Below are 21,223 nucleotides of genomic sequence, written 5' to 3' on the forward strand. Positions count from 1 at the left end.
TTAGCGTTTGATGGCGTGCAACTTGTCGGCGTATTCCTTGATCAGCAGCAGCGAGCTGACATCGGAGTCGAACACGGAGTACAGGCCCTGCTCTTCCTGCGGCGGATCGCCGACGAAGTCGTTACCCGGTTTCCACCAGTAGTCCGCGTTGGCGGCGCGACCGGCGCCACCCCATGCCCAGAAATTGAAGCCGGCGACAGGATCACCCTTGGCGGCGCGGGTGACGACGATGTCGAACACTTCGCGGTAGAAGCGGTCGCGGATCTTGGTGGTGGCCTTGATGCTGAACGAAGGTCCATCACGGTCAAGGCCGAACTCCTCCAGCACGATGGGTTTGCCCAGTTTCTTGGCCAGCTCGATGTGCGAGTTCAGATAGTCGCGGCTCTTGGCGATGGCGCCATCCCAACTGCCGGTCGGTTTTTTGGAGTCGAACCAGCCCCAGTTCTTCGGCCACAGATGATAGGTCAGGTAGTCGATATTCTTGGTGCGGTGCGCGTCCAGATACAGTTGCGCGTCCTGCGCGGAACCGGCCAGCCCTTCGCTGCCGCTGCTGACCAGGTGGTTCTTGTCCAGGCTATGGATATAGCCAGCCACTTCGTCCACCCACTTGACGTATACCGCCTTTTCTTCAGGCGTAGCCTTGCCGTTGCCAGGACGCGGCTCGTTGGCCAGTTGCCACGACATGATGTTGGGGTCCTCGAAGTACGGCTTGCCGGTGATGGTGTTCACGCGCTTGACGATCTTGGCGATGACGTTGCGGTACTCTGTCTGCGCCGCGGCGTTGCGGTAAAAGCCGGCGGTCTTTTGCATATAAGTGTCGTAGTCGCCAGTGACGTTCGGGTCCAGCGCAGGCGTTCCTTCAAACCAGTTCAGGTACTGCGTCATGCCGCCCGACCACTGCCAGAAGTTGTTCAGGTAGAGCACCACGGTCATGTCGCGCTTGGCCACTTCCGCCATCAGGAAGTCCAGGCCTGCCAGCAGGTCTTCGTCGTACTGGCCCGGCGCCGACGTGGTCGCGGGGCGCACGGCGCTCTTCATCTCGGTCTTTTCCGACACCGCCAGCACACGCAGGTTGTTGATGCCCAGCGCATGCATGTTGTCCAGTTCCTTCAGCAGGCGGGCGCGTTCGCCAACGCCGCTGGCGGCGCCCAGGTAGCCGCCGTACCAGAAGTTGGCGCCGGCGATGTAATAGGCCTGCCCCTTGCGGGCGAAGTGGGTATGCTTGACGGTGACGAAATCGCTGCCGGCGGCAGGCGCCGCCTCGACGATGCCGCAGGCACCTATCATCAGGGCGGCGGCGCAGAATTTGTACAGTTGCTTCATTTGTCTCGTTCCTTTTCTATTTATTTTCCGTTGACGTCCAGCGTGCGCGCCGGCAGCTGTACCGTGATGCTGGCGGCCTTGGCATCCGCCGCGTCATGCGCCAGCAGCACCTTGTAGCCGCCCTTGGCGATGCGCCAGGTCTTGCTGCGGCTGTCGAACATCGCCAGCAGGCGCGGATCGACGGTCACGCTGACATCCTTGCTTTCGCCCGGCGCCAGCTCGACCTTATCCCAGCCGGCCAGGCGCTTGGGCGCCTCCCACCTTGCGCCTTGCGGCGCAACGTACAACTGTGGCACGTCCTTGCCTTTGACGGCGCCCGTATTGGTGACCTTGAAGCTCAGGCGCAGCTTGCCATCCTTCTGGTCGGCCGCCAGTCCGGAATACGAGAACTGCGTGTACGACAGGCCGTGGCCGAACGGGAACAGCGGCTTGAGGCCCTTCAGGTCGAACCACTTGTAACCGACGGCCGCACCTTCGTGATAGTTGACGTCGAAGCGCACCGCCTCGTTCTTAGGATCGCCATCCAGCTTGGGACGCGGCAGCTGGCTTTCCGACACGGGGAAAGTGGTTGGCAGGTGGCCGGACGGATTGACTTCGCCAAACAGCACGCGGGCGATTGCCTCGCCGCCGCCGCTGCCGGCATACCAGGCCTGCAGGATGGCGGCGCTCTGCTCCACCCACGGCATCAATACGGGACCGGCGGTTTCCAGCACCACCACCGTCTTCGGATTGGCCTTGGCCACTGCGGCGATCAGCGCGTCCTGCTGGTCCGGCAGCGTCAGGGACACCGCATCCAGCGCTTCACCCACCCACTGCTGCGCGAACACCAGCACCACGTCGGCACCGGCGGCGAGCTTCGCCGCGGCAGCCGGATCGGCGCCGTCGTTGTAGACCACGGTGGCGCCGGGCGCGCGCGCACGGATCGCCTTCATCGGCGAGGATGGATGGTAGACCACAGGACCCGGCCAACTGGTTGGCACGATGCCCGGCACCGCGTTGCCGCCGATCGGATACACCAGCGACGAGCCGCCGCCGGCCAGCACGCCGACGTCCGCGTGGGCACCGATGACGACGATCTTTTTCGCGCCGGCCTTCAGCGGCAGCACGTTGCCGGCATTCTTCAGCAACACGATGCCCTCCTCGGCATCGGCGCGGCTGACCAGCGTGTGCGCGACGAAATCGATGGCGCCGCCTTCGGCCACCGGATGATCGACCACGCCCTTGTCGAACATGGCACGCAGCACGCGGAACACCATGTTGTCCAGACGCGCCTGCGACACGTGGCCGTTGGCGACAGCCTCCTCCAGCGCGCCGCCGAAGTACTGCGACTTGTCGAACTCCCAGCCTGATTGCTGATCGAGGCCGCCGTTGGCCGCTTCGACGGTGCTGTGCGTTGCGCCCCAGTCGGACATCACAAAGCCCTTGAAGCCCCAGTCCTTCTTCAGCACCTGGTTGAGCAGGTAGTCGTTCTCGCAGGCGTAGACCCCGTTCAGGCGGTTGTAGGAGCACATGACGGAGCCGGGATTGGCCTGCTCCAGCAGGAACTGGAAGGCCAGCAGATCCGACATGCGATTGCTGGCGTCGTCGATACGGCTGTCGAGCACAAAGCGCCCCGTCTCCTGGTCGTTGACGGCGAAGTGCTTCATCGTCGCGATGACGTTATTGGACTGGATGCCCTTGACCTGCTGCGCCACCATGGTGCCGGCCAACAGGGGATCTTCACCGGCGTATTCGAAATTGCGGCCGTTGCGCGGTTCGCGCAGCAGGTTGACGCCGCCGGCCAGCATCACGTTGAAGCCGGAAGCGCGCGCTTCCGCACCGATCATGGCGCCGCCCTTCCAGGCCAGGTCGCGGTTCCAGGTGGCGGCGGTGGCCAGGCCGGATGGCAGCGATGTCCGCTCGCGCGGCGTCTTCGTGGCCTGCGTCGCGACGCCCAAGCCGGCATCGGTCTCGAACAGGGCAGGCAGGCCGAGACGCGGCACGCCGGCAACGTAACCCGCAGATGACGGCAGCGCGGCGGGATGCTTCTTCGTCTTGGTGCCGAAGTCGGTGCCGAAGTGCCCCAGCACCCAGGTCAGCTTTTCCTGCTGCGTCATCGCTTGCAGCGCCAGTTCGGTGCGCTTGTCGGCGCTCAGCGAGGTATTCATCCAGGTGCGGGCAGCAAGCGGCACGGGCGCGGCCTCGGTTTCAGCCGCGTGCGACGGCAATGCCGTGGCCAGTGCCAGCGCGATCGCCAGCGGGCGCATTTTCAAACCGGTATTCATACTGAGCCCTTTTCTGCGGTTGCATACATGCCGGCATACTTCACGCCGAAGTAAAGAATGAAGGTGTAGCAGGCGGCCGGCACGAAGAACGACCACTGCAACCCGATGGTATCGGCCAGCAGGCCTTGCGCGAAAGGCACCAGCGCGCCGCCGACGATGGCCATGCACAGGATGCCGGAGCCCTGGCCGGTCTGTTTGCCCAGCTTGTGCAGCGCCATGCTGAAGATGGTCGGGAACATGATGGAATTGAACAGGCCGACCGCAATGATGGACCACATCGCCAGCGGACCGCTGCCGAAGATCGCCGTCAGTATCAGGACGATGGAAGCGGCCGAATTGAAGGCCAGCGCCTTGCCCGGGCTGACATAGCGCATCACGCCGAAGCCGATGAAGCGGCCGATCATGGCGCCGCCCCAGTAATAGCTGACGTAGTGGGCGGCGGTACTTGCCGGCAGGCTGGCGACATTGGCGTCGCCGAGGAAATTGATCAGGAAGCTGCCGATGCTGACTTCACCGCCAACGTACACGAAGATGCCGATGGCGCCCAGCACAAGGTGGCGGTGCGCCAGGACGGACTTGCCGACGGTCGCGGCGACACCGCCCTCCTCATCCGCGTGGACGATCTTCGGCAAGCGCACCAGGGCGAACAGGATCGCCAGCGCCAGCAGCGCGGCGGCCAGCGCCAGATACGGCCCCTGTACCGCGGCGGCTTCCTCGGCCTTGGTCTTGACCAGGTTGGCGACGGCTGGCGCGCCCTCCGACAGGATCAGCATGCCGCCCAGCGCCGGCGCGATGGTGGTGCCCAGCGAGTTGAAGGCCTGCGTCAGCGTCAGCCGGCTGGACGCTGTGGCCGGCGCGCCGAGCACCGTCACGTAGGGATTGGCCGCTACCTGCAGGATCGTGATGCCGCTGGCGAGCACGAAGAACGCCAGCAGGAACAGGGCATAGCCGTTCATCGACGCCGGGTAGAACAGCGCGCAGCCGCCCGCCGCCAGTACCAGGCCGCTGACCGCGCCGCGCTGGTAGCCGATCCGCTTGATCAGCATCCCAGCCGGCAGCGAGACGATGAAATAGGCGCCGAAGAAGCAGAACTGCACCAGCATCGCCTGCACGTAGTTAAGGGTGTAAATCGATTTAAGATGGGGAATCAGCACGTCGTTTAGCGACGTTAGCAGGCCCCACATGAAGAACAGCAGCGTAATGATGACCAGCGGGACGGTATTGCTGCCCCGTTCCGCATGGTCGTGGGGGCGCAAAGCTGCCGATGCAACGTGTTCCATAGGTCTGTCTCCTGTATGGATGGTTTTATATTAATGAAAAGATTCTGCATGGCCGGCGCCAACGGGTCAAACAACAAGCGTTTTTGGACCTCAGTTTAGCCATCTTCACTAAACAAGCCGATACAGGTATGCAACCACCCGGGCGGGTTTACCGTCCGCTAAAACTAGCATGTTTAGTAAATTGAGCTAAACTTTTCAGGAAAGTCGCCAGGTCGTTTGACCATGGCTGGACGTCTATGCAAGACTGCATTCATAACAAAAGGAGACTGGAATGGGCACGAATGTCACGATAAGGGATATCGCCCGCGTCGCAGGCGTATCGGCTGGGACCATTTCGCGCGCACTGAAAAACGAGCCCGGACTGACCGAAGCGACGCGCCAGATGGTGCTGGGGACGGCACGGGAACTGGGCTACGATTTTTGCAAACTGCGGCCGAAGCGGCTGCGCCGCCTCACGTTCCTGCTCCATCGCCAGCACAACACCGCGTCCAGCAGCCCGTTCTTCTCGCCGGTGCTGCATGGCGCCGAGGAGGCTTGCCGCAAGCAAGGCATCGTGCTGTCGTTCATGGCTGTGGGACCGGCGGACGGATTGATCGACCAGATTCGCATGCATGCGCCGGACGGCATCGTCTGCGCCGGCTTTTTCGAACCGGAGACGCTGAGCGCACTGCGCTCGACCGGCAAGCAGCTGGTGCTGATCGATATGCAGCTGCGCGGCTACAGCTCGGTCAACCCGGACAATATGATGGGCGGCTACCTGGCGACCAAACACCTGATCGACACCGGCCGCACGCGGGTGGGATTCATCTCCGGCCCGCTGTCTCACTACAGCATCCGCGAACGCGCGCGCGGCTACCGGCAGGCGCTGTTCGAGGAGGGCATCCTCGCCGATCCACGCCTGGAGGCCGGTCTGCCGGACGGCGTCGACCTGGAGACCGGCGCGTGGGAAGCGATGGAGCAGTTGCTGGCCCTGCCCCATCCGCCGGACGCGGTGTTCTGCTACAACGACAGCGCGGCGCTGGTGGCCATGCGCTGCTGCCTCGCCAAGGGGCTGAAGGTACCGCACGATATCGCGATCGTCGGCTTCGACGACATCTCGACCGCCGTGCTGGGACACCGGCCGCTGACGACGCTGCGCATCGATAAAAAGGCGCTGGGCGCGCTGGGCGTGGAACTGCTGCTCAACGGCCCGCACGAAGAACCGGTCGAGAAAATCGCACCGGTGGAATTAATCATACGCGCCAGCACCGTGTTTGACGGCTGGCGCCCTAAGAACCCCGCAACTTATAAACGGACCTGACAATGGCCCCAGATTTTCAATCGCGCAGCACCCTGCTGGATCACATCCGCCACACCAAACAGTTCTACGACAGCCGCTGCACGGATCCCAGCGGCGGCCTGTATCACTTCTACAAGGACGATGGCACAATCTATGACACGCATACCCGCCACCTGGTCAGCAGCACCCGCTTCGTGTTCAACTACGCGATGGCATGGCGCCAGTTCGGCGACGCCGCGGACCAGCAGCGCCTGCGCCACGCGCTGACCTTCCTGCGCGATGCGCACCGCAATCCGGACACCGGCGGCTACGCCTGGCAACTGGACTGGAACAACGGCGCAGGCAGCGTCACCGATGGCACCAACCACTGCTACGGCCTGGCGTTCGTGCTGCTGGCCTACAGCCACGCCGTGATGGCCGGCGAAATCCAGGCCCGCGAGTGGATCGCCGAAACCTTCGCGCTGATGGAGCGCCGCTTCTGGCAACCGGATTACGGCCTGTACGCCGACGAAGCCAGCTCCGACTGGTCGTACCTGGCGCCGTATCGCGGCCAGAACGCCAACATGCACGCCTGCGAAGCGCTGATCGCCGCATTCGAGGCGACCGGCGAGCGCGCCTACCTGCTGCGCGCCGAAACGCTGGCGCGCAATATCACGCAGCGCCAGGCCGCGCTGTCCGGCAACCTGATTTGGGAGCACTACCATGCCGACTGGTCGGTGGACACCGAATACAACCGCCACGACAAGAGCAATATCTTCCGTCCCTGGGGCTATCAGCCGGGCCACCTGACCGAATGGGCCAAGCTGTTGCTGCTGCTGGAACGCCACGGTGCGCAGCTGGAGGGCGGCACCAACTGGCTGCTGCCGCGCGCCGCCGAACTGTTCGACGCGGCGCTGGCCAAGGCATGGGATCATGAACACGGCGGCATCTACTACGGCTTCGCGCCGGACGGCAGCATCTGCGACGACCTCAAATACTTCTGGGTACAGGCAGAGAGCCTGGCCACCGCCGCGCTGCTGGCCGCCCGCACCGGCGAAGCGCGCTACTGGACCTGGTACGACAAGATCTGGGCTTACAGCTGGGAGCATTTCGTCGACCACCGGCACGGCGCGTGGTACCGCATCCTCGGCGCCGACAACAGCAAGCTGACCGACGAGAAAAGCCCGGCCGGCAAAGTGGACTACCACACCATGGGCGCCTGCTATGAAGTGCTCAACGTTTTGAAGGACTGAGATGGCTGCCTTTCCACTATTCGTCGCGGCAGGCGAAGCGCTGACCGACATGATCGTGCGGGACGCGGCGCAGACCCAGTGGCTCAGCCAGGTCGGCGGCTCGACCTGGAACGTGGCGCGCACGATGGCGAAGCTGGACGTGCCGACCGCCTTCGCCGGCGCCATCAGCAACGACGTCTTCGGCGACGCGCTGTGGCAGGCCAGCGAGGCCGCGCGCCTGGACCTGCGCTTCCTGCAGCGTTCCGACAAGTCGCCGCTGCTGGCGATCGTGCACCGCACCGATCCGCCGGCCTACTTCTTCGTCGGGGACGACAGCGCTGACCTGCAGTTCGATGCGGCGGCCCTGCCCCAAGGCTGGCGCGCGCATTGCAAGTGGGTGCACTTTGGCGGCATCAGCCTGGCGCGCCGGCCGTTGGCGGACAAGCTGGTGGCGCTGGCCGAACAACTCAAGCAGGACGGCGTGCGCATCAGCTACGACCCGAACTACCGGCTGCTGATGGATGAGCGCTACGACGCCACGCTGCGCCGCATGACCGAACTGGCCGATGTGGTCAAGGTATCCGAGGAGGACCTCGCGGGCCTGTTCCGCACCGACGAGATCGAGTCCGCCTTTGCCACGCTGCGCGGCTGGAATCCGTCGGCGGTCTACTTGTACACCAAGGGCGGCGACGGCGCGTCGCTGCATATTGGCGATGACGAATGGCACCTGGCTGCGCCGGAGATCGCCGTCGTCGACACCGTCGGCGCGGGCGACGCCAGCATCGCCGCACTGGCGTGGAGCATGATGCATCGCCCGCAGCACCAGCCTTTGCAGCATCTGCAGTTTGCCGTGGCAGCCGGCGCAGCCGCCTGCCTCGCGCCTGGCGCATCGCCGCCGTCGCTGGAGAAAATCGAAGCGCTGCTGCCGTAGCAACGTCATACCCTTGTCATATCAAGCCGATAAGATTGCGGGTTTTACACCGCACTCTTACTCAGGCTCACATGTCCAAGACCACTCCTTTCGTCAAATCCCGTTTGCACCTGGCCCTCGCGGCCGTCGGCCTGTGCGCGTTGCACGGCGCCGCCTTCGCTGAAGATGCCGCCGAAGGCGCGCTGTCCAAGGTCGTCATCAAGGCCACGGTCGAAAAGAAGAAGCTCGGCGACAGCGTCAGCGGCGGCGCTTTGGGCCGCAAGTCGGAACTGGATACGCCTTTCTCCACCAAGGCCGTCAGCAGCGACGAAATCGAGGACCGGCTGGCCACCAGCATCTCCGAAGTATTGAAATACGACGCATCGGTGACCTCCATCAGCCCGCCGATCAGCACCCATCCGGCCACCATCCAGATGCGCGGCCTGCGTCTCGACGACCTTAACGGCTACAAGGTCAACGGCCTGGCCAACATCAACCGCGGCACAGAAATGCCGCTGGAGATGTTCGAGAGCGTCGAGGTATTGAAAGGCTTGAGCGGCTTTATGTACGGCTTCGGTTCGCCGGGCGGCGTCGTCAACTACGTCAGCAAGCGTCCGACCACGGACAAGAGCTTCAGCGCTGCACTGGGCTACCAGGAGGGCGGCGCGATCAAGGAGCACATCGACATGGGCGGCCGCATGGGTGACGAAGGCGGCTTCGGCTACCGCTTGAACCTGCTGCACGAAGATGGAGGCGTGAAGGAGGAAAGCGGCTCGATCAAGCGCAACGCCGCAGGCCTGAACCTGGAATGGCGCATCACCAACGACGTGGCGCTGACCTACGACGCGATCTACCAGCGCCGCCGCAGCGTGGGCGGCACCGACGTGGTGATTGCACCGTCGTTCGCTATTCCTGCGCCGATAGCGGGCGATAGCAAACTCAATAGCATCGGCGCCGGCAGCGACGTGGAATACACGCTGTCCACGCTCGGCATGGAGATCCGCCTGAACCCGGAATGGATCGCCAACCTGTCCTACCGCACTTCGGACTCGACACGCGTCTACAAGAAAGACCAGTACTACATCACCAACAACAAGGCCGACTACAAGGACCGCGTGACGTCCGAGCTGCACGGCTATCATTTCGACCAGGTGCAGGCCAGCTTCGAGGGCAATCTCAAGGCGTTCGGCCTGGAGCACGATGTGGTCGCAGGCGTGATGTCGCAGAACCTGGTATCGACTTCGTCGGTTGTCACACCGAAGGTCTACCTGGGCACCGGCAACCTGTATGCGCCGACCATCATCAACGTCTGGACCACCAACTGGAGCGGCGGCACCTACCGCGACGAAGCCACGCGCCAGGAAGCGGCCTTCGCCAGCGATACCGTCAAGCTGAGCGACAGCTGGTCGGTGCTGGCCGGCGCGCGCTACAACCGTTACAACGACAACGCCTACTCGACCAAGGGCGTGGTCACCGCCAACTGGCCTGCACAGAAAACCACGCCAACCGTGGCGCTGATGTTCAAGCCGGCCGCCGACACCACCATTTACGGCAGCTACGTGGAAGCGATGGAGCAGGCGGCAAGCGCGCCTACGTCGACCGTCAACGCCAACCAGACCTTCGCACCGATCAAGAGCAAGCAGGCCGAATTTGGCATCAAGACAGAGCGCAGCTTCTGGAACGCCAGCGCGGCGCTGTTCAACATCAAGCGCGGCGCCCAATACACCAATGCCGCCAACGTCTTCGTGGAAGACGGCGAGACCAAGTACCAGGGCTTCGAATTCAACACCGTGGTGCAGGCGGCGAAAAACCTGTCGATCGAAGGTGGCCTCATGCTGCTGGACGCGACGCTGGAAAACGCGGCCGCAGGATACAGCGGCAAGCGCGCCGTCGGTGCGCCGCGCCGCCAGATGTCGGTGCAGGCGACCTGGCGCGAAGTGTTGCCAGGCCTGGCGCTGCATGCCGGCAGCCAGTACCTGGGCGAGCTGCCGATGGATGCGGCCAACGTTAACACGCTGGCGGGCGCCACGCTGTTCGACGCCGGTTTCAACTACCGCCACCGCTACTTCGGCAAGATGGTCAGCGTACGCGCCAACATCTCGAACATCGCCAACCGCAAATACTGGACCTACTACCAGGAGAACTACCTGAACGTCGGTTCGCCGCGCACCGCGAGCGTCAATGTTCGGGTAGACTTCTAAGGTATGAAACCACCACGCCTTGCGGCTGGCGCCGCGCTGTCCCTGCTGTTGTTGAACGCTTTCGGCGAGCAGTTTTACCAGACCAAGACGCCGTATCAACCGCAGCAAACCAGCGCCAGCTATGAAGCGCCGCCGCAAGGCTACCATGCGATCCATACCCAGCTACTGGCGCGGCACGGCTCGCGCGGCTTGAGCAGCATGAAGACCGATCTGGCGCTGTATAAGCTGTGGCAGATGGCCGACAAGGAAGGCGCGCTGACGCCGCTCGGCACGCAGCTGGGTGCCGACATCCTGCAGATGATGAGGGCCAACGCGCTGCTCGGCTACGGCGTGGCCGGCATCGGCAAACCCGGATACGGCAACGAGACCATGCAGGGCGTGGCCGAGCACCAGCAGCTTGCCGAGCGCATGATACGTCGACTACCCGAGTTGTTCCGCGACGCCCCCGGGGGCCCGGCGAGTCCACCGCGCCGGATCGTCCTCGTCACGTCAGGCAAGGACCGCGCGGTCGACAGCGGCGACTACTTCGCCGGCGCGCTGGCGGCGCGGCAGCCCAACCTGCAGCCACTGATAATCCGCCCTCCTTCAAAGGCGCCACGCGCTGAAACGATCCATGACAGCCGTCCTGCCGGCACCGACCGCTTCCTGCTCTACTTCCACAAGCTGAGTGCCAGGCAGGATCTGGTGGCGGACCGTGGCGACCCGTTGTACGGCACCTACCAGGCCAGCCAGGCCTACCAAGCCTGGGCCAAAAGCGATGAGCTGAGCAAGCGCGAGGCCGTCGTGCTGGCGCAGCCGCAAGTCGCGGCGGCCGCCAGGTCAGTAATGGAGCGCTTGTTTACGCCGGCCTTCATCGCCGGACTGGATCAAGGCCGCTACCGCGCAGCCAACAGCGGCACATACAGCTATACCAGCGCCGACGGCAAATTCACCAACAAGCTGACCGGCGACGGCGACACCGTCATCCAGTCCTCCGTCGATGCGGCGCAAGCGCTGTATGAACTGTACGCGGCGGCCGCCGACATGCGCGTGGAGCTGCAAGCCGACTTCGCCGCGTACATGCCTGCACCGCAGGCGGCGGTATTCGCCGCCACCGAAGACGCCATCGCCTTCTACACCAAGGGCCCCGGCATTCGCGAGAACGGCGACGTCAATTACCGTATGGCGCAAACCCTGCTCGATGATTTCTTCAGCGAGGTGGACGCCGTCGCCAAAGGCGATCTGTCCCACGCCGCCAAGCTGCGCTTCGCCCACGCTGAAATCGTCATTCCAATGGCCGCCATCCTCGGCCTGCGCGGCATGTCCGAACAGCTGCCGCGCGCCACAGCCTACAGCTATGAAAACAGCCCATGGCGTGGCGCGGCCGTCGCACCGATGGCTGCCAACATCCAGTGGGACGTTTATACAAACGGCCAACGCACGCTGCTCCGCATGCTCTATAACGAGAAGGAAACCGACTTCAAGCCGGCATGCGACCACGCGAAAGTCGCTCCAGGCAGCCATTTCTATGACTACGCCCGCCTGCGCAGTTGCTACAACATTGCCAATTGATCTATACCGTAGGTATTGCACTGGCTGTAAACACAACGTTTAATTCAATTCGTTACGGAACTTCGGTTTTTATAGTGATAGACTTGGTAGGTCTTTTCATATGATGAGAGGCTTATCCCATGAACCAGATGTCCAGGCGACAGTTCCTTCGGGTGACTGGCGCAACCATCGCGGGTTCGAGCATCGCGCTCCTCGGCTTTGCGCCGGCATCGGCCCTGGCCGAAGTCCGTCAGTACAAGCTGGCGCGCAGCACCGAAACCCGCAACACCTGCCCCTACTGCTCCGTCGGCTGCGGTATTCTCATGTACGGTCTGGGCGACGGCGCGAAAAACGCCAAGGCCAGCATCATCCACATCGAGGGCGATGCCGACCATCCGGTCAATCGCGGCACGCTGTGCCCGAAAGGCGCCAGCCTGATCGACTTCATCCACTCCGAAAATCGCTTGATGGTGCCGGAATACCGCGCGCCCGGCGCCACGGAATGGAGCCCCATGTCGTGGGACGACGCGCTCACCCGCATCGCCAAGTTGATGAAGGCCGACCGCGACGCCAATTTCATCGACAAGACGGCGGACGGAAAAACCGTCAACCGATGGACCACGACCGGCATGCTGTGCGCGTCGGCGTCCACCAACGAGGTAGGCTACTTAACCCATAAAACCATGCGCAGTCTGGGCATGCTGGCATTCGACAATCAAGCGCGTGTATGACACGGTCCGACGGTGGCAGGTCTTGCCTCGACATTTGGACGTGGTGCGATGACGAATCACTGGGTGGACATCAAGAACGCTGATGTCATCCTGGTCATGGGCGGTAACGCGGCGGAAGCACACCCCTGCGGATTCAAATGGGTGACGGAAGCGAAGGCGCATCGCGGCGCCAAGCTGATTGTGGTCGACCCGCGCTTTACCCGGACCGCTTCGGTGGCGGACTATTACGTCCCTACCCGCACCGGTGCGGACATCGTCTTCCTCGGCGGGATCATCAACTACCTGCTCACGAACGACAAGATACAGCACGAGTACGTCCGCAATTACACGGATATGCCGTTCATCGTCCGCGAGGACTTCGCCTTTAACGACGGCCTGTATTCGGGCTGGGACGACAAGGCCGGCAAGTACGCGGACAAGAGCAGCTGGAACTACGAGATGGGCGATGACGGCTTTGCCAAGATCGACGCCACGCTCGAACATCCGCGCTGCGTTTACCAGCTGATGAAGAAGCACTACTCGCGCTACACGCCGGAGATGGTGGAGAAAGCCTGCGGCGTGCCGCCGGAGAAATTCCACAAGGTCGCCGAGATGCTGGCATCGACCGCCGTGCCGGGCCGCGCAGCCACCATCCTGTATGCGCTGGGCTGGACGCAGCACTCCACCGGCGCGGAAACGCTGCGCACCGGCGCCATGGTGCAGCTCCTGCTGGGGAACATCGGCATCGCCGGCGGCGGCATGAACGCGCTGCGCGGCCACTCCAACATCCAGGGCCTGACCGACCTGGGGCTGCTGACCAATATGCTGCCGGGCTATCTGACCTTGCCGGGCGAAGCGGAACAGGACTTCGAGGCTTATGCGGCCAAGCGCGCGCTGAAACCCTTGCGTCCGAACCAGCTGAGCTACTACAGCAATGCGAAGAAGTTCCTGGTCAGCTTCATGAAGTGCTGGTGGGGCGACGCAGCCACGGAGGAAAACAACTGGGCCTTCGACTACCTGCCCAAGCTGGACAAGCCGTACGACATGATGCAGGCCTTCGAGCTTATGCATCAGGGGAAAATGAACGGCTACATCTGCCAGGGCTTCAACATCCTGGCGTCGGCGCCGGACAAGCAGAAGATCACGGAAGCCTTGTCCAAGCTGAAGTTCCTGGTGGTGATGGACCCGCTGGCGGTGGAAACCGCCGAGTTCTGGCGGCCGTTCGGCGAGTTCCACCAGGTCGACCCGACCAAGATCCAGACCGAGGTGTTCCGCCTGCCGACCACCTGCTTTGCCGAGGAGCGCGGCTCGCTGGTCAGCTCCTCGCGCGTGCTGCAGTGGCACTGGCAAGGGGCCGACGGTCCGGGCCAGACCAGGAGCGACCTGGAGATCATGTCCGGCATCTTCCTGCGCATCAAAAAAATGTACCAGACCGACGGCGGCAAGTTCCCCGATCCGATCGTCAACCTGACCTGGCCCTACGCCAAGCCGTTCAGCCCTACGCCGGAAGAACTGGCGATGGAGTACAACGGCAAGGCGCTGAAGGAGCTCGCCGATCCAAAGGATGCGACGAAGATCATCCTGAAGAAGAATGAACAGGTGGCCGGCTTCGCGCAGCTGCGCGACGACGGCAGCACTGCTTGCGGTTGCTGGATCTTCGCCGGCTGCTGGACCGCGGCGGGCAACCAGATGGGACGGCGCGACAACAGCGATCCGACCGGCATCGGCCAGACGCTGAACTGGGCCTGGGCTTGGCCGGCCAACCGCCGCGTGCTGTACAACCGCGCCTCGTGCGACCCGAAAGGCAAGCCGTGGGACCCGACCCGCAAGCTGGTGAGCTGGAACGGCACCACCTGGGGCGGCGCGGACGTCCCCGACTTCAAGGCGGACGAGCCGCCGGAAAACGGCATGGGCCCCTTCATCATGCTGGCCGAGGGCGTGGCGCGCTTCTTCTCGCGCGACGCCATGGCCGAGGGCCCCTTCCCCGAGCACTACGAGCCGTTCGAGACGCCGATCGGCCACAACCCGCTGCATCCGTCCAATCCGCGCGCCACCAGCAATCCGGCCGGCCGCATGTTCCCCAACGATCGGGCCAAGCTGGGCAAGGCGGCGGACTTCCCGCACGTGGCGACCAGCTACCGCCTGACGGAACACTTCCACTACTGGACCAAGCACGCGCGCCTGAACGCCATTATCCAGCCGGAGCAATTCGTCGAGATCGGCGAGGAACTGGGCAAGGAAATCGGCGTGGCGCACGGCGACCGGGTCAAGGTCAGCTCCAAGCGCGGCGTCATCGTGGCGAAAGCAGTGGTGACCAAGCGTATCAAGGCATTGACCATCGACGGCAAGAAGACCCACCAGGTCGGGCTGCCGATTCACTTCGGGTTCAAGGGAGTCACCAAACCGGGCTACCTGATCAACACCCTCACGCCGACGGTTGGTGATGGCAATTCGCAGACACCGGAATTCAAGTCCTTCCTGGTGAAAGTGGAAAAAGCATGACGGCCCGGGGAGAATAAAACATGGCACTGCAATCACTTGATATCAAGCGCATGTCGGCCACCACGGTGCAGGAACCGGTGGCGCGCACGCCGGTCACCGGTACCGTGGCCAAGCTGATCGACGTTTCGAAGTGCATCGGCTGCAAGGCATGCCAGACGGCCTGCATGGAATGGAACGACCTGCGCGACGACGTAGGCGAGACCACCGGCGTGTACGACAATCCGATCGACCTGTCGCCGCAGTCGTGGACCGTGATGCGCTTCTCGGAGCACGAGACCAACGACGGCAACCTGGAATGGCTGATCCGCAAGGACGGCTGCATGCACTGCGAGGATCCGGGCTGCCTGAAGGCCTGTCCCTCGCCGGGTGCCATCGTCCAGTACACCAACGGCATCGTCGATTTCCACCAGGAGAACTGCATCGGCTGCGGCTACTGCGTGGCGGGCTGTCCGTTCGACGTGCCGCGCATCTCCAAGAAGGACGACCGCGCCTACAAGTGCACCTTGTGCTCGGACCGCGTCGCCGTGGGCCAGGAACCGGCCTGCGTCAAGACCTGCCCGACCGGCGCGATCGTCTTCGGCACCAAGGAGGACATGAAGGAACACGCGGCGGAACGTATCGAAGACCTGAAGTCGCGCGGTTATGCGAACGCGGGCCTGTACGATCCGGCCGGCGTCGGCGGCACCCACGTCATGTATGTGCTGCACCACGCGGACCAGCCGGGCCTGTACCACGGGCTGAAAGCGAATCCGAGCATCAGTCCTATGGTCGGACTGTGGAAGGGCTTGACCAAACCTTTGGCGCTGGCCGGCATCGCCGTCACCGCCCTGGCCGGATGGTTCCACTATTCCCGCGTCGGCCCGAATGAGGTCAGCAAGGAAGAGGAAGCCGAGGCGCTGCATGAGGCCAACCGGATCAGGGAGGGCGAAAAATGAACCATCTTCGCGACAAGGACGGCAACCCGCTCATCGAACGCTACACGCCCAATGAGCGCAGCAACCACTGGATCACCGCCATCTGCTTCGTCCTGCTGGCGGTGTCCGGGCTGGCGATGTTCCATCCGGCGACCGCCTGGCTGGCCGTATTCCTGGGCGGCGGCCAGTGGACCCGCATCCTTCATCCTTTTATCGGGCTGGTGATGTTTGTGTCGTTCGCCTTGCTGGTGCTGCGCTTCTGGCATCACAACAAGTTCGAACCGGGCGACAAGCAGTGGCTGGAGCAGATCGGCGACGTCGTCAACAACCGCGAAGACAAGCTGCCGAAAGTGGGTCGCTACAACGCGGGGCAGAAGGTGCTGTTCTTCGTGCTGATCTTCTGCATGTGCGGCCTGCTGCTGTCCGGCGTGGTGATCTGGCGCGCCTATTTCTCGTTCTACTTCCCGATCGAGATCGTGCGCTTCGCCGCGCTGCTGCACGCGTTCTGCGCGTTCGTCATCATCTGCTCCATCGTGGTTCACATCTATGCGGGCCTGTGGGTCAAGGGCTCGATCGGCGCGATGGTGCGCGGCACGGTGACGTATGGCTGGGCGCGCAAACATCATCAGCGGTGGTTCGAGGAAGTGGCGCGTAAATCGCGTGATTGACTCAGCCATTTAGGATTAAAATAGCTCCCGAGCCGGCGGCCCTCCCGCCGCCGGTACTCTGGGAGACATTTTTGGTACAACGCCTGCTTGCCCCCGGCGAGATCGAATCGCTCGATCACAACGCCATTCCCCGCCTGCTGCTGCCGCAAGCGCGCAGTCTTTTCCCCGCGCGCGCCGCGCGCCTGCGTCAGCTTGCCAAGAACGAAATCCAGGGAATTCCCGTCGGCGAAACGCTGAGCGGCTATCTGCTGCTGATGGCGGCATTGGTCGACGCGCAGGCTGCCGCCACCCGCTCGCTGCCGGAGCAGACGTTCGCGCTGCCGGACGATGCCGACATCGCGCTGTCGCTCGAACACAATATGCCGCCGCTGCCGGTCAGCGGTGCGCGTCCGCCGTCGTGGCGCTCGGTGTTCGCGGCGCTGCTCGATCATCTGGAGCCGGTGGTGGAGAACCAGCCGCAGATCGCCGCCGTGCTGGCCGAACTGCGCGGGCTCGAAAGCGCGCAGCTGGAAGGCTGCGCCGACGCCGTGCTGTCGGAACTGACCGATGGCGTCAATCCATTGCATGCACCGTTTGTGGCCGCGGCGCTGCAGGTGGTCTGGACCATGCGCGCCAGCCAGCTGGATGCGCAACGCGTGCAGCCGCTGGTGACCAATACCCTGTGCCCGGTGTGCGGCGCGCATCCGGTGGCGAGCGTGATCCGCATCGGCGGGCAGTCGCAAGGCTATCGCTATCTGCAATGCAGCTGCTGCGCCAGCGAGTGGCATATGGTGCGGGTGAAGTGCTCGTGCTGCGAGCATACGTCGAAGATCGCCTACCAGAGCCTGACGCCATCCGACGAGACGACCACCGCGCCCGAGGTGGTTAACAAGGCCAACGATCCGAGCAAGGTCGCGCGCGCCGAAACCTGCGACGACTGCCATACCTATCGCAAGATATTCAACCAGGAGCATGACTACAACGTCGAACCGCTGGCCGACGACCTGGCCAGCCTGGCGCTGGACCTGCTGGTCGGCGAAGCCGGCTATTCCCGCGCCAGCGGCAATCCCCTGTTGTGGTTCAACGCCGAATGAGCACCCAGCCAGCCGATGCGGGAGTCGCGGCTGCCGGTGCAGGCGCCATCCACCTCCCCGCCGTCCACCTGATCTTGTCCGCTCCCGCCTGCGAGCCGCTGATCGCCGAATACGGCCGCGTGCAAACGCTGGAAGCGGCCCGCGTCCTGCTGGCCGAACTACGCGGCATCATGCTGGCAAGCCGCCGCGACGGCGTGCCAGTCGCCCCGGCGATCGACACCGGCATCCCCGCCTTGCTGGCCATGCTGCACGACCGTCTGCGCGACCGCAACCGTTCACCGCTGCGGCCCGTCTTCAACCTGACCGGCACCGTCCTCCACACCAACCTTGGCCGCGCCCTGCTGCCCGACAGCGCCGTGCAAGCCGTGGCCGAAGCCCTGCGCTGGCCGATGAACCTGGAGTGGGACATCGACACCGGCAAGCGCGGCGACCGTGACAACCTGATCGAGGAACTGCTGCTGGAACTGACCGGCGCCGAAGCGGCCACCATCGTCAACAACAACGCCGCCGCCGTGCTGCTGATGCTGAACACCGTCGCGCAAGGCAAGGAGGTGATCGTCTCGCGCGGCGAGCTTGTGGAAATCGGCGGCGCCTTCCGCATTCCGGACATCATGACCCGTGCCGGCGCGGTGCTACGCGAAGTGGGCAGCACCAACCGCACGCACCTGAAGGACTACGCCGAAGCGGCTGGCCCGCAGACCGCGCTGATGATGAAGGTCCATTGCTCCAACTACGCCATCACCGGCTTCACCAAAAGCGTCGAGCTGCCGGAGCTCGGCCCGCTGTCGAAGAAGCATGGCATCCCGCTGGCCGTCGATCTGGGCAGCGGCACGCTGGTCGACCTTGAACAATACGGCCTGCCGCACGAAACCACGGTGCGCGAAACCATCGCCGGCGGCGCCGACCTGGTCACCTTCAGCGGCGACAAGCTGCTCGGCGGCCCGCAATGCGGCATCATCGTCGGCCGTGCGGACCTGATCGCGCAGATCAAGAAAAACCCGCTGAAGCGCGCACTGCGCGTCGGCAAACTGACGCTGGCCGCTCTGGAGCCCGTGCTCGCGCTATACCGCGCACCGGACCTGTTGCCGGAACGCCTGACCACCCTGAAACTGCTGACTCGTCCCGCCGCCGCCATGCGCGAGCTGGCACAGGCGTTGCAGCCGCAGCTGCAAGCGGTGCTCGGTACCGGCTACGAAGTCGCCTCCGAACCGATGATGAGCCAGATCGGCAGCGGCGCCCTGCCCGTCGACCAATTGCCCAGCCACGGACTGGTGATACGCGCCGCAGCCACTGGCCGCATCAGCAACGCACTGGGCGTTCTTGAGCAGCGCCTGCGCGCGTTGCCGCTGCCGGTGATAGGCCGCGTTGCGCAGGATGCGCTGTGGCTGGACCTGCGCTGCCTGGACGGCCACCAGCGCCAGCACTTCACCGATCAACTGGCGCTACTGGCCATATGATCGTCGGAACCGCAGGCCACATCGACCACGGCAAGACCACGCTCACGCGCGCGCTCACCGGCGTCGACACCGACAGGCTCAAGGAAGAAAAAGCGCGCGGCATCTCGATCGAACTGGGCTACGCTTACGCGCCTTTGGAAAATGGCGACATTCTCGGCGTGATCGATGTTCCCGGCCACGAAAAATTCATCCGCACGATGGCCGCCGGCGTCACCGGCATCGACGCCGCGCTGCTGGTGATCGCCGCCGACGACGGCATCATGCCGCAGACGCTGGAGCATCTGGCCATTCTGCGCCTGCTGGGCGTGCGGCGCGGCGCGGTGGCGCTAACCAAGATAGACCGCGTCGATACGCCGCGCATCGAACAGGTGGAGCAGGACATCCGCGCGCTGCTGGCGCCTACCGATTTCCACAGTGCGCAGATCTTCCGCACCAACGCCAGCGACGGGAGCGATGCCGGCGTGAAGGCACTTCTGCGTCATCTATCGCAGATGGCCGCCGCGCTGCCGTCCAGCGTCGAGCGGCGCCTGTTCCGGCTGGGCGTGGACCGCGTATTCACGCTATCCGGCCAGGGCACCATCGTGACCGGTACCGCGCTGGCGGGCAGCGTGCACGTCGGCGACATGCTGCAGCTGGCGCCGGGCGGTCAGCAGGTACGGGTGCGCAGCATCCACGCCCAGAACCGCAACGCCGACAGCGGCCGCGCCGGACAGCGCCTGGCGCTCAACCTGGGCGGCGCCGCAAAAGAAGAGATCGAGCGCGGTACATGGGTGGTCGCTCCCGCCCTCGTCGCGTGCTCCGAGCGTTTCGACGCCGAATTGACGCTGATGCCGGACTGCGGCCAGACGCTCAAGCCCTGGTCGCCGCTGCACGTCCATCTGGGGGCCGCGCACCATACCGCCAACGTCGTGATGCTGGACGGTGACGTGCTGACGCCGGGTCAGACCGGCCGCGTGCAACTGGTGCTCGATGCGCCGGTGCACGCGGTGCCGGGCGACCGCTTCGTCATCCGCAACGCGCAAGCGACGGCCACCATCGGCGGTGGCATGGTGATCGATCCGTTCGGCCCGGCGCGCAAGCGGCGCAGCGCGGCGCGGCTGGCATGGCTGCAGGCGCTATCCGAATACATCGCCAGCGGCGACATCGCGTCCCTGCTGGCAAGCAGTCCGCTGGGCTTGCGCATGTCGGCGCTGGTGCGCTTGTCGCAGCTGCCGGCGGAACAAATCACCTTGCCGGCGGAGACCATCGAAGTCGCGCTGCAAGGCGGCGACGCGCTGCTGATCGCCGCTGCCGAAGTGCGGGTACTGGAAACACGCATCCTCGGAGGACTGGCCGAATTCCACGCCCGCGCGCCGGACGACGCCGGCCCGGAACTGTGGCGACTGAAGCGCATCGTCGCGCCGGAGATGGAAGACCGCCTGTGGAGCCGCCTGATCGAGACGCTGATCGCCGCCGGGCAGGTGAAGCAGCGCGGACGCAGCCTGCATCTGCCGTCGCACAGCGTGGAGCTGAGCGAAACAGAAAAGGCGCAGGTCGCGCCATTGCTGGCCGCCCTGCTCGCGGGCGCCTTCGATCCGCCGTGGGTACGCGATCTGTCGCGCGACCATGGCATAGCGGAAGCCGAGGTGCGGCGCCTGCTGCTAAAGCTCTCCAAGACGGGAGAGATCAGCCAGCTGGTGCCGGACCTGTTTTATCATCCACAGCCGCTGGATCAGCTGGCGCGGCTGGTGGCGACGCTGCCCGAAGTACAGGCGTCATCGTTCCGCGACGCCACCGGGCTGGGTCGAAAGCGGGCTATACAGATATTGGAGTTCTTCGATCGCGTCGGCTATACTCGGCGCGTGGGTAACATCCACTTGATACGACCGAACGCCGTGTGGTCGTACAGTGGCGACTAGTTC

At 64.2% G+C, this 21,223-nt stretch carries 14 protein-coding genes; 11 read left to right on the top strand and 3 right to left on the bottom strand.

The genetic code is table 11. From position 1 onward, the window contains the following. Genes ACSQ3S_RS24070 through ACSQ3S_RS24080 form a run of 3 tightly spaced genes read right to left on the bottom strand, consistent with a single transcriptional unit; the run spans nt 1 to nt 4,867 of the window. Complete coding sequence (locus tag ACSQ3S_RS24070; protein ID WP_436144004.1) at nt 1–1,323, bottom strand: glycoside hydrolase 5 family protein; 1,323 nt, start codon at nt 1,321–1,323, stop codon at nt 1–3. A 20-nt stretch (nt 1,324–1,343) separates the two neighbouring features. Beyond that, on the bottom strand, nt 1,344–3,587 hold the full coding sequence (locus ACSQ3S_RS24075) for a glycoside hydrolase family 3 C-terminal domain-containing protein (protein ID WP_436144005.1): 2,244 nt from the start codon (nt 3,585–3,587) through the stop codon (nt 1,344–1,346). After that, complete coding sequence (locus ACSQ3S_RS24080; protein WP_176651833.1) at nt 3,584–4,867, bottom strand: sugar MFS transporter; 1,284 nt, start codon at nt 4,865–4,867, stop codon at nt 3,584–3,586. Before ACSQ3S_RS24080 ends, ACSQ3S_RS24075 begins: the two co-directional genes overlap by 4 nt. 271 nt (nt 4,868–5,138) lie before the next feature. Between ACSQ3S_RS24080 and ACSQ3S_RS24085 the strand changes: the two genes are divergently transcribed. The 11 genes from ACSQ3S_RS24085 to selB all read left to right on the top strand — a co-directional run bounded on the left by ACSQ3S_RS24085 (nt 5,139) and on the right by selB (nt 21,220). After that, a complete protein-coding gene (locus ACSQ3S_RS24085; protein ID WP_176651834.1) occupies nt 5,139–6,167 on the top strand; it encodes a LacI family DNA-binding transcriptional regulator in 1,029 nt (342 codons plus the stop codon). 2 nt (nt 6,168–6,169) lie between these two features. After that, complete coding sequence (locus tag ACSQ3S_RS24090; protein WP_353402900.1) at nt 6,170–7,378, top strand: AGE family epimerase/isomerase; 1,209 nt, start codon at nt 6,170–6,172, stop codon at nt 7,376–7,378. Nucleotide 7,379: 1 nt separating this feature from the next. After that, entirely contained in the window at nt 7,380–8,288 is a 909-nt protein-coding gene (locus ACSQ3S_RS24095; RefSeq protein WP_436144006.1) for a carbohydrate kinase family protein, read from the top strand. Between the two features lie 71 nt (nt 8,289–8,359). Further along, nucleotides 8,360–10,468 carry a TonB-dependent siderophore receptor gene (locus tag ACSQ3S_RS24100; RefSeq protein ID WP_436144007.1) on the top strand — a complete coding sequence of 703 codons (2,109 nt, stop codon included), beginning with the start codon at nt 8,360–8,362 and terminating at the stop codon, nt 10,466–10,468. Nucleotides 10,469–10,471: 3 nt separating this feature from the next. Next, complete coding sequence (locus ACSQ3S_RS24105; protein ID WP_436144008.1) at nt 10,472–12,019, top strand: histidine-type phosphatase; 1,548 nt, start codon at nt 10,472–10,474, stop codon at nt 12,017–12,019. Nucleotides 12,020–12,138: 119 nt separating this feature from the next. Next, nucleotides 12,139–15,210: a formate dehydrogenase-N subunit alpha gene (fdnG, locus tag ACSQ3S_RS24110; RefSeq protein ID WP_176651839.1), complete on the top strand. Its 3,072-nt coding sequence runs from the start codon at nt 12,139–12,141 to the stop codon at nt 15,208–15,210. Between the two features lie 20 nt (nt 15,211–15,230). Then, on the top strand, nt 15,231–16,145 hold the full coding sequence (gene fdxH / locus ACSQ3S_RS24115; protein WP_176651840.1) for a formate dehydrogenase subunit beta: 915 nt from the start codon (nt 15,231–15,233) through the stop codon (nt 16,143–16,145). Continuing rightward, nucleotides 16,142–16,792 carry a formate dehydrogenase subunit gamma gene (locus ACSQ3S_RS24120; protein ID WP_176651841.1) on the top strand — a complete coding sequence of 217 codons (651 nt, stop codon included), beginning with the start codon at nt 16,142–16,144 and terminating at the stop codon, nt 16,790–16,792. The genes fdxH and ACSQ3S_RS24120 overlap by 4 nt, the downstream gene beginning before the upstream one ends. Before the next feature lie 71 nt (nt 16,793–16,863). Continuing rightward, on the top strand, nt 16,864–17,865 hold the full coding sequence (gene fdhE / locus ACSQ3S_RS24125; protein WP_436144009.1) for a formate dehydrogenase accessory protein FdhE: 1,002 nt from the start codon (nt 16,864–16,866) through the stop codon (nt 17,863–17,865). Next, on the top strand, nt 17,862–19,322 hold the full coding sequence (gene selA / locus ACSQ3S_RS24130; protein WP_436144010.1) for an L-seryl-tRNA(Sec) selenium transferase: 1,461 nt from the start codon (nt 17,862–17,864) through the stop codon (nt 19,320–19,322). Before fdhE ends, selA begins: the two co-directional genes overlap by 4 nt. Next, the gene (gene selB, locus ACSQ3S_RS24135) at nt 19,319–21,220 is read left to right on the top strand and encodes a selenocysteine-specific translation elongation factor (RefSeq protein ID WP_436144011.1); all 1,902 of its coding nucleotides are present in this window, start codon (nt 19,319–19,321) and stop codon (nt 21,218–21,220) included. Before selA ends, selB begins: the two co-directional genes overlap by 4 nt. The last annotated feature ends 3 nt before the right edge of the window (nt 21,221–21,223 follow it).

Origin of the sequence: Duganella sp. LjRoot269 (genome assembly GCF_964254095.1) — a bacterium.
GTDB classification, from domain to species: domain Bacteria; phylum Pseudomonadota; class Gammaproteobacteria; order Burkholderiales; family Burkholderiaceae_D; genus Rugamonas; species Rugamonas hordei.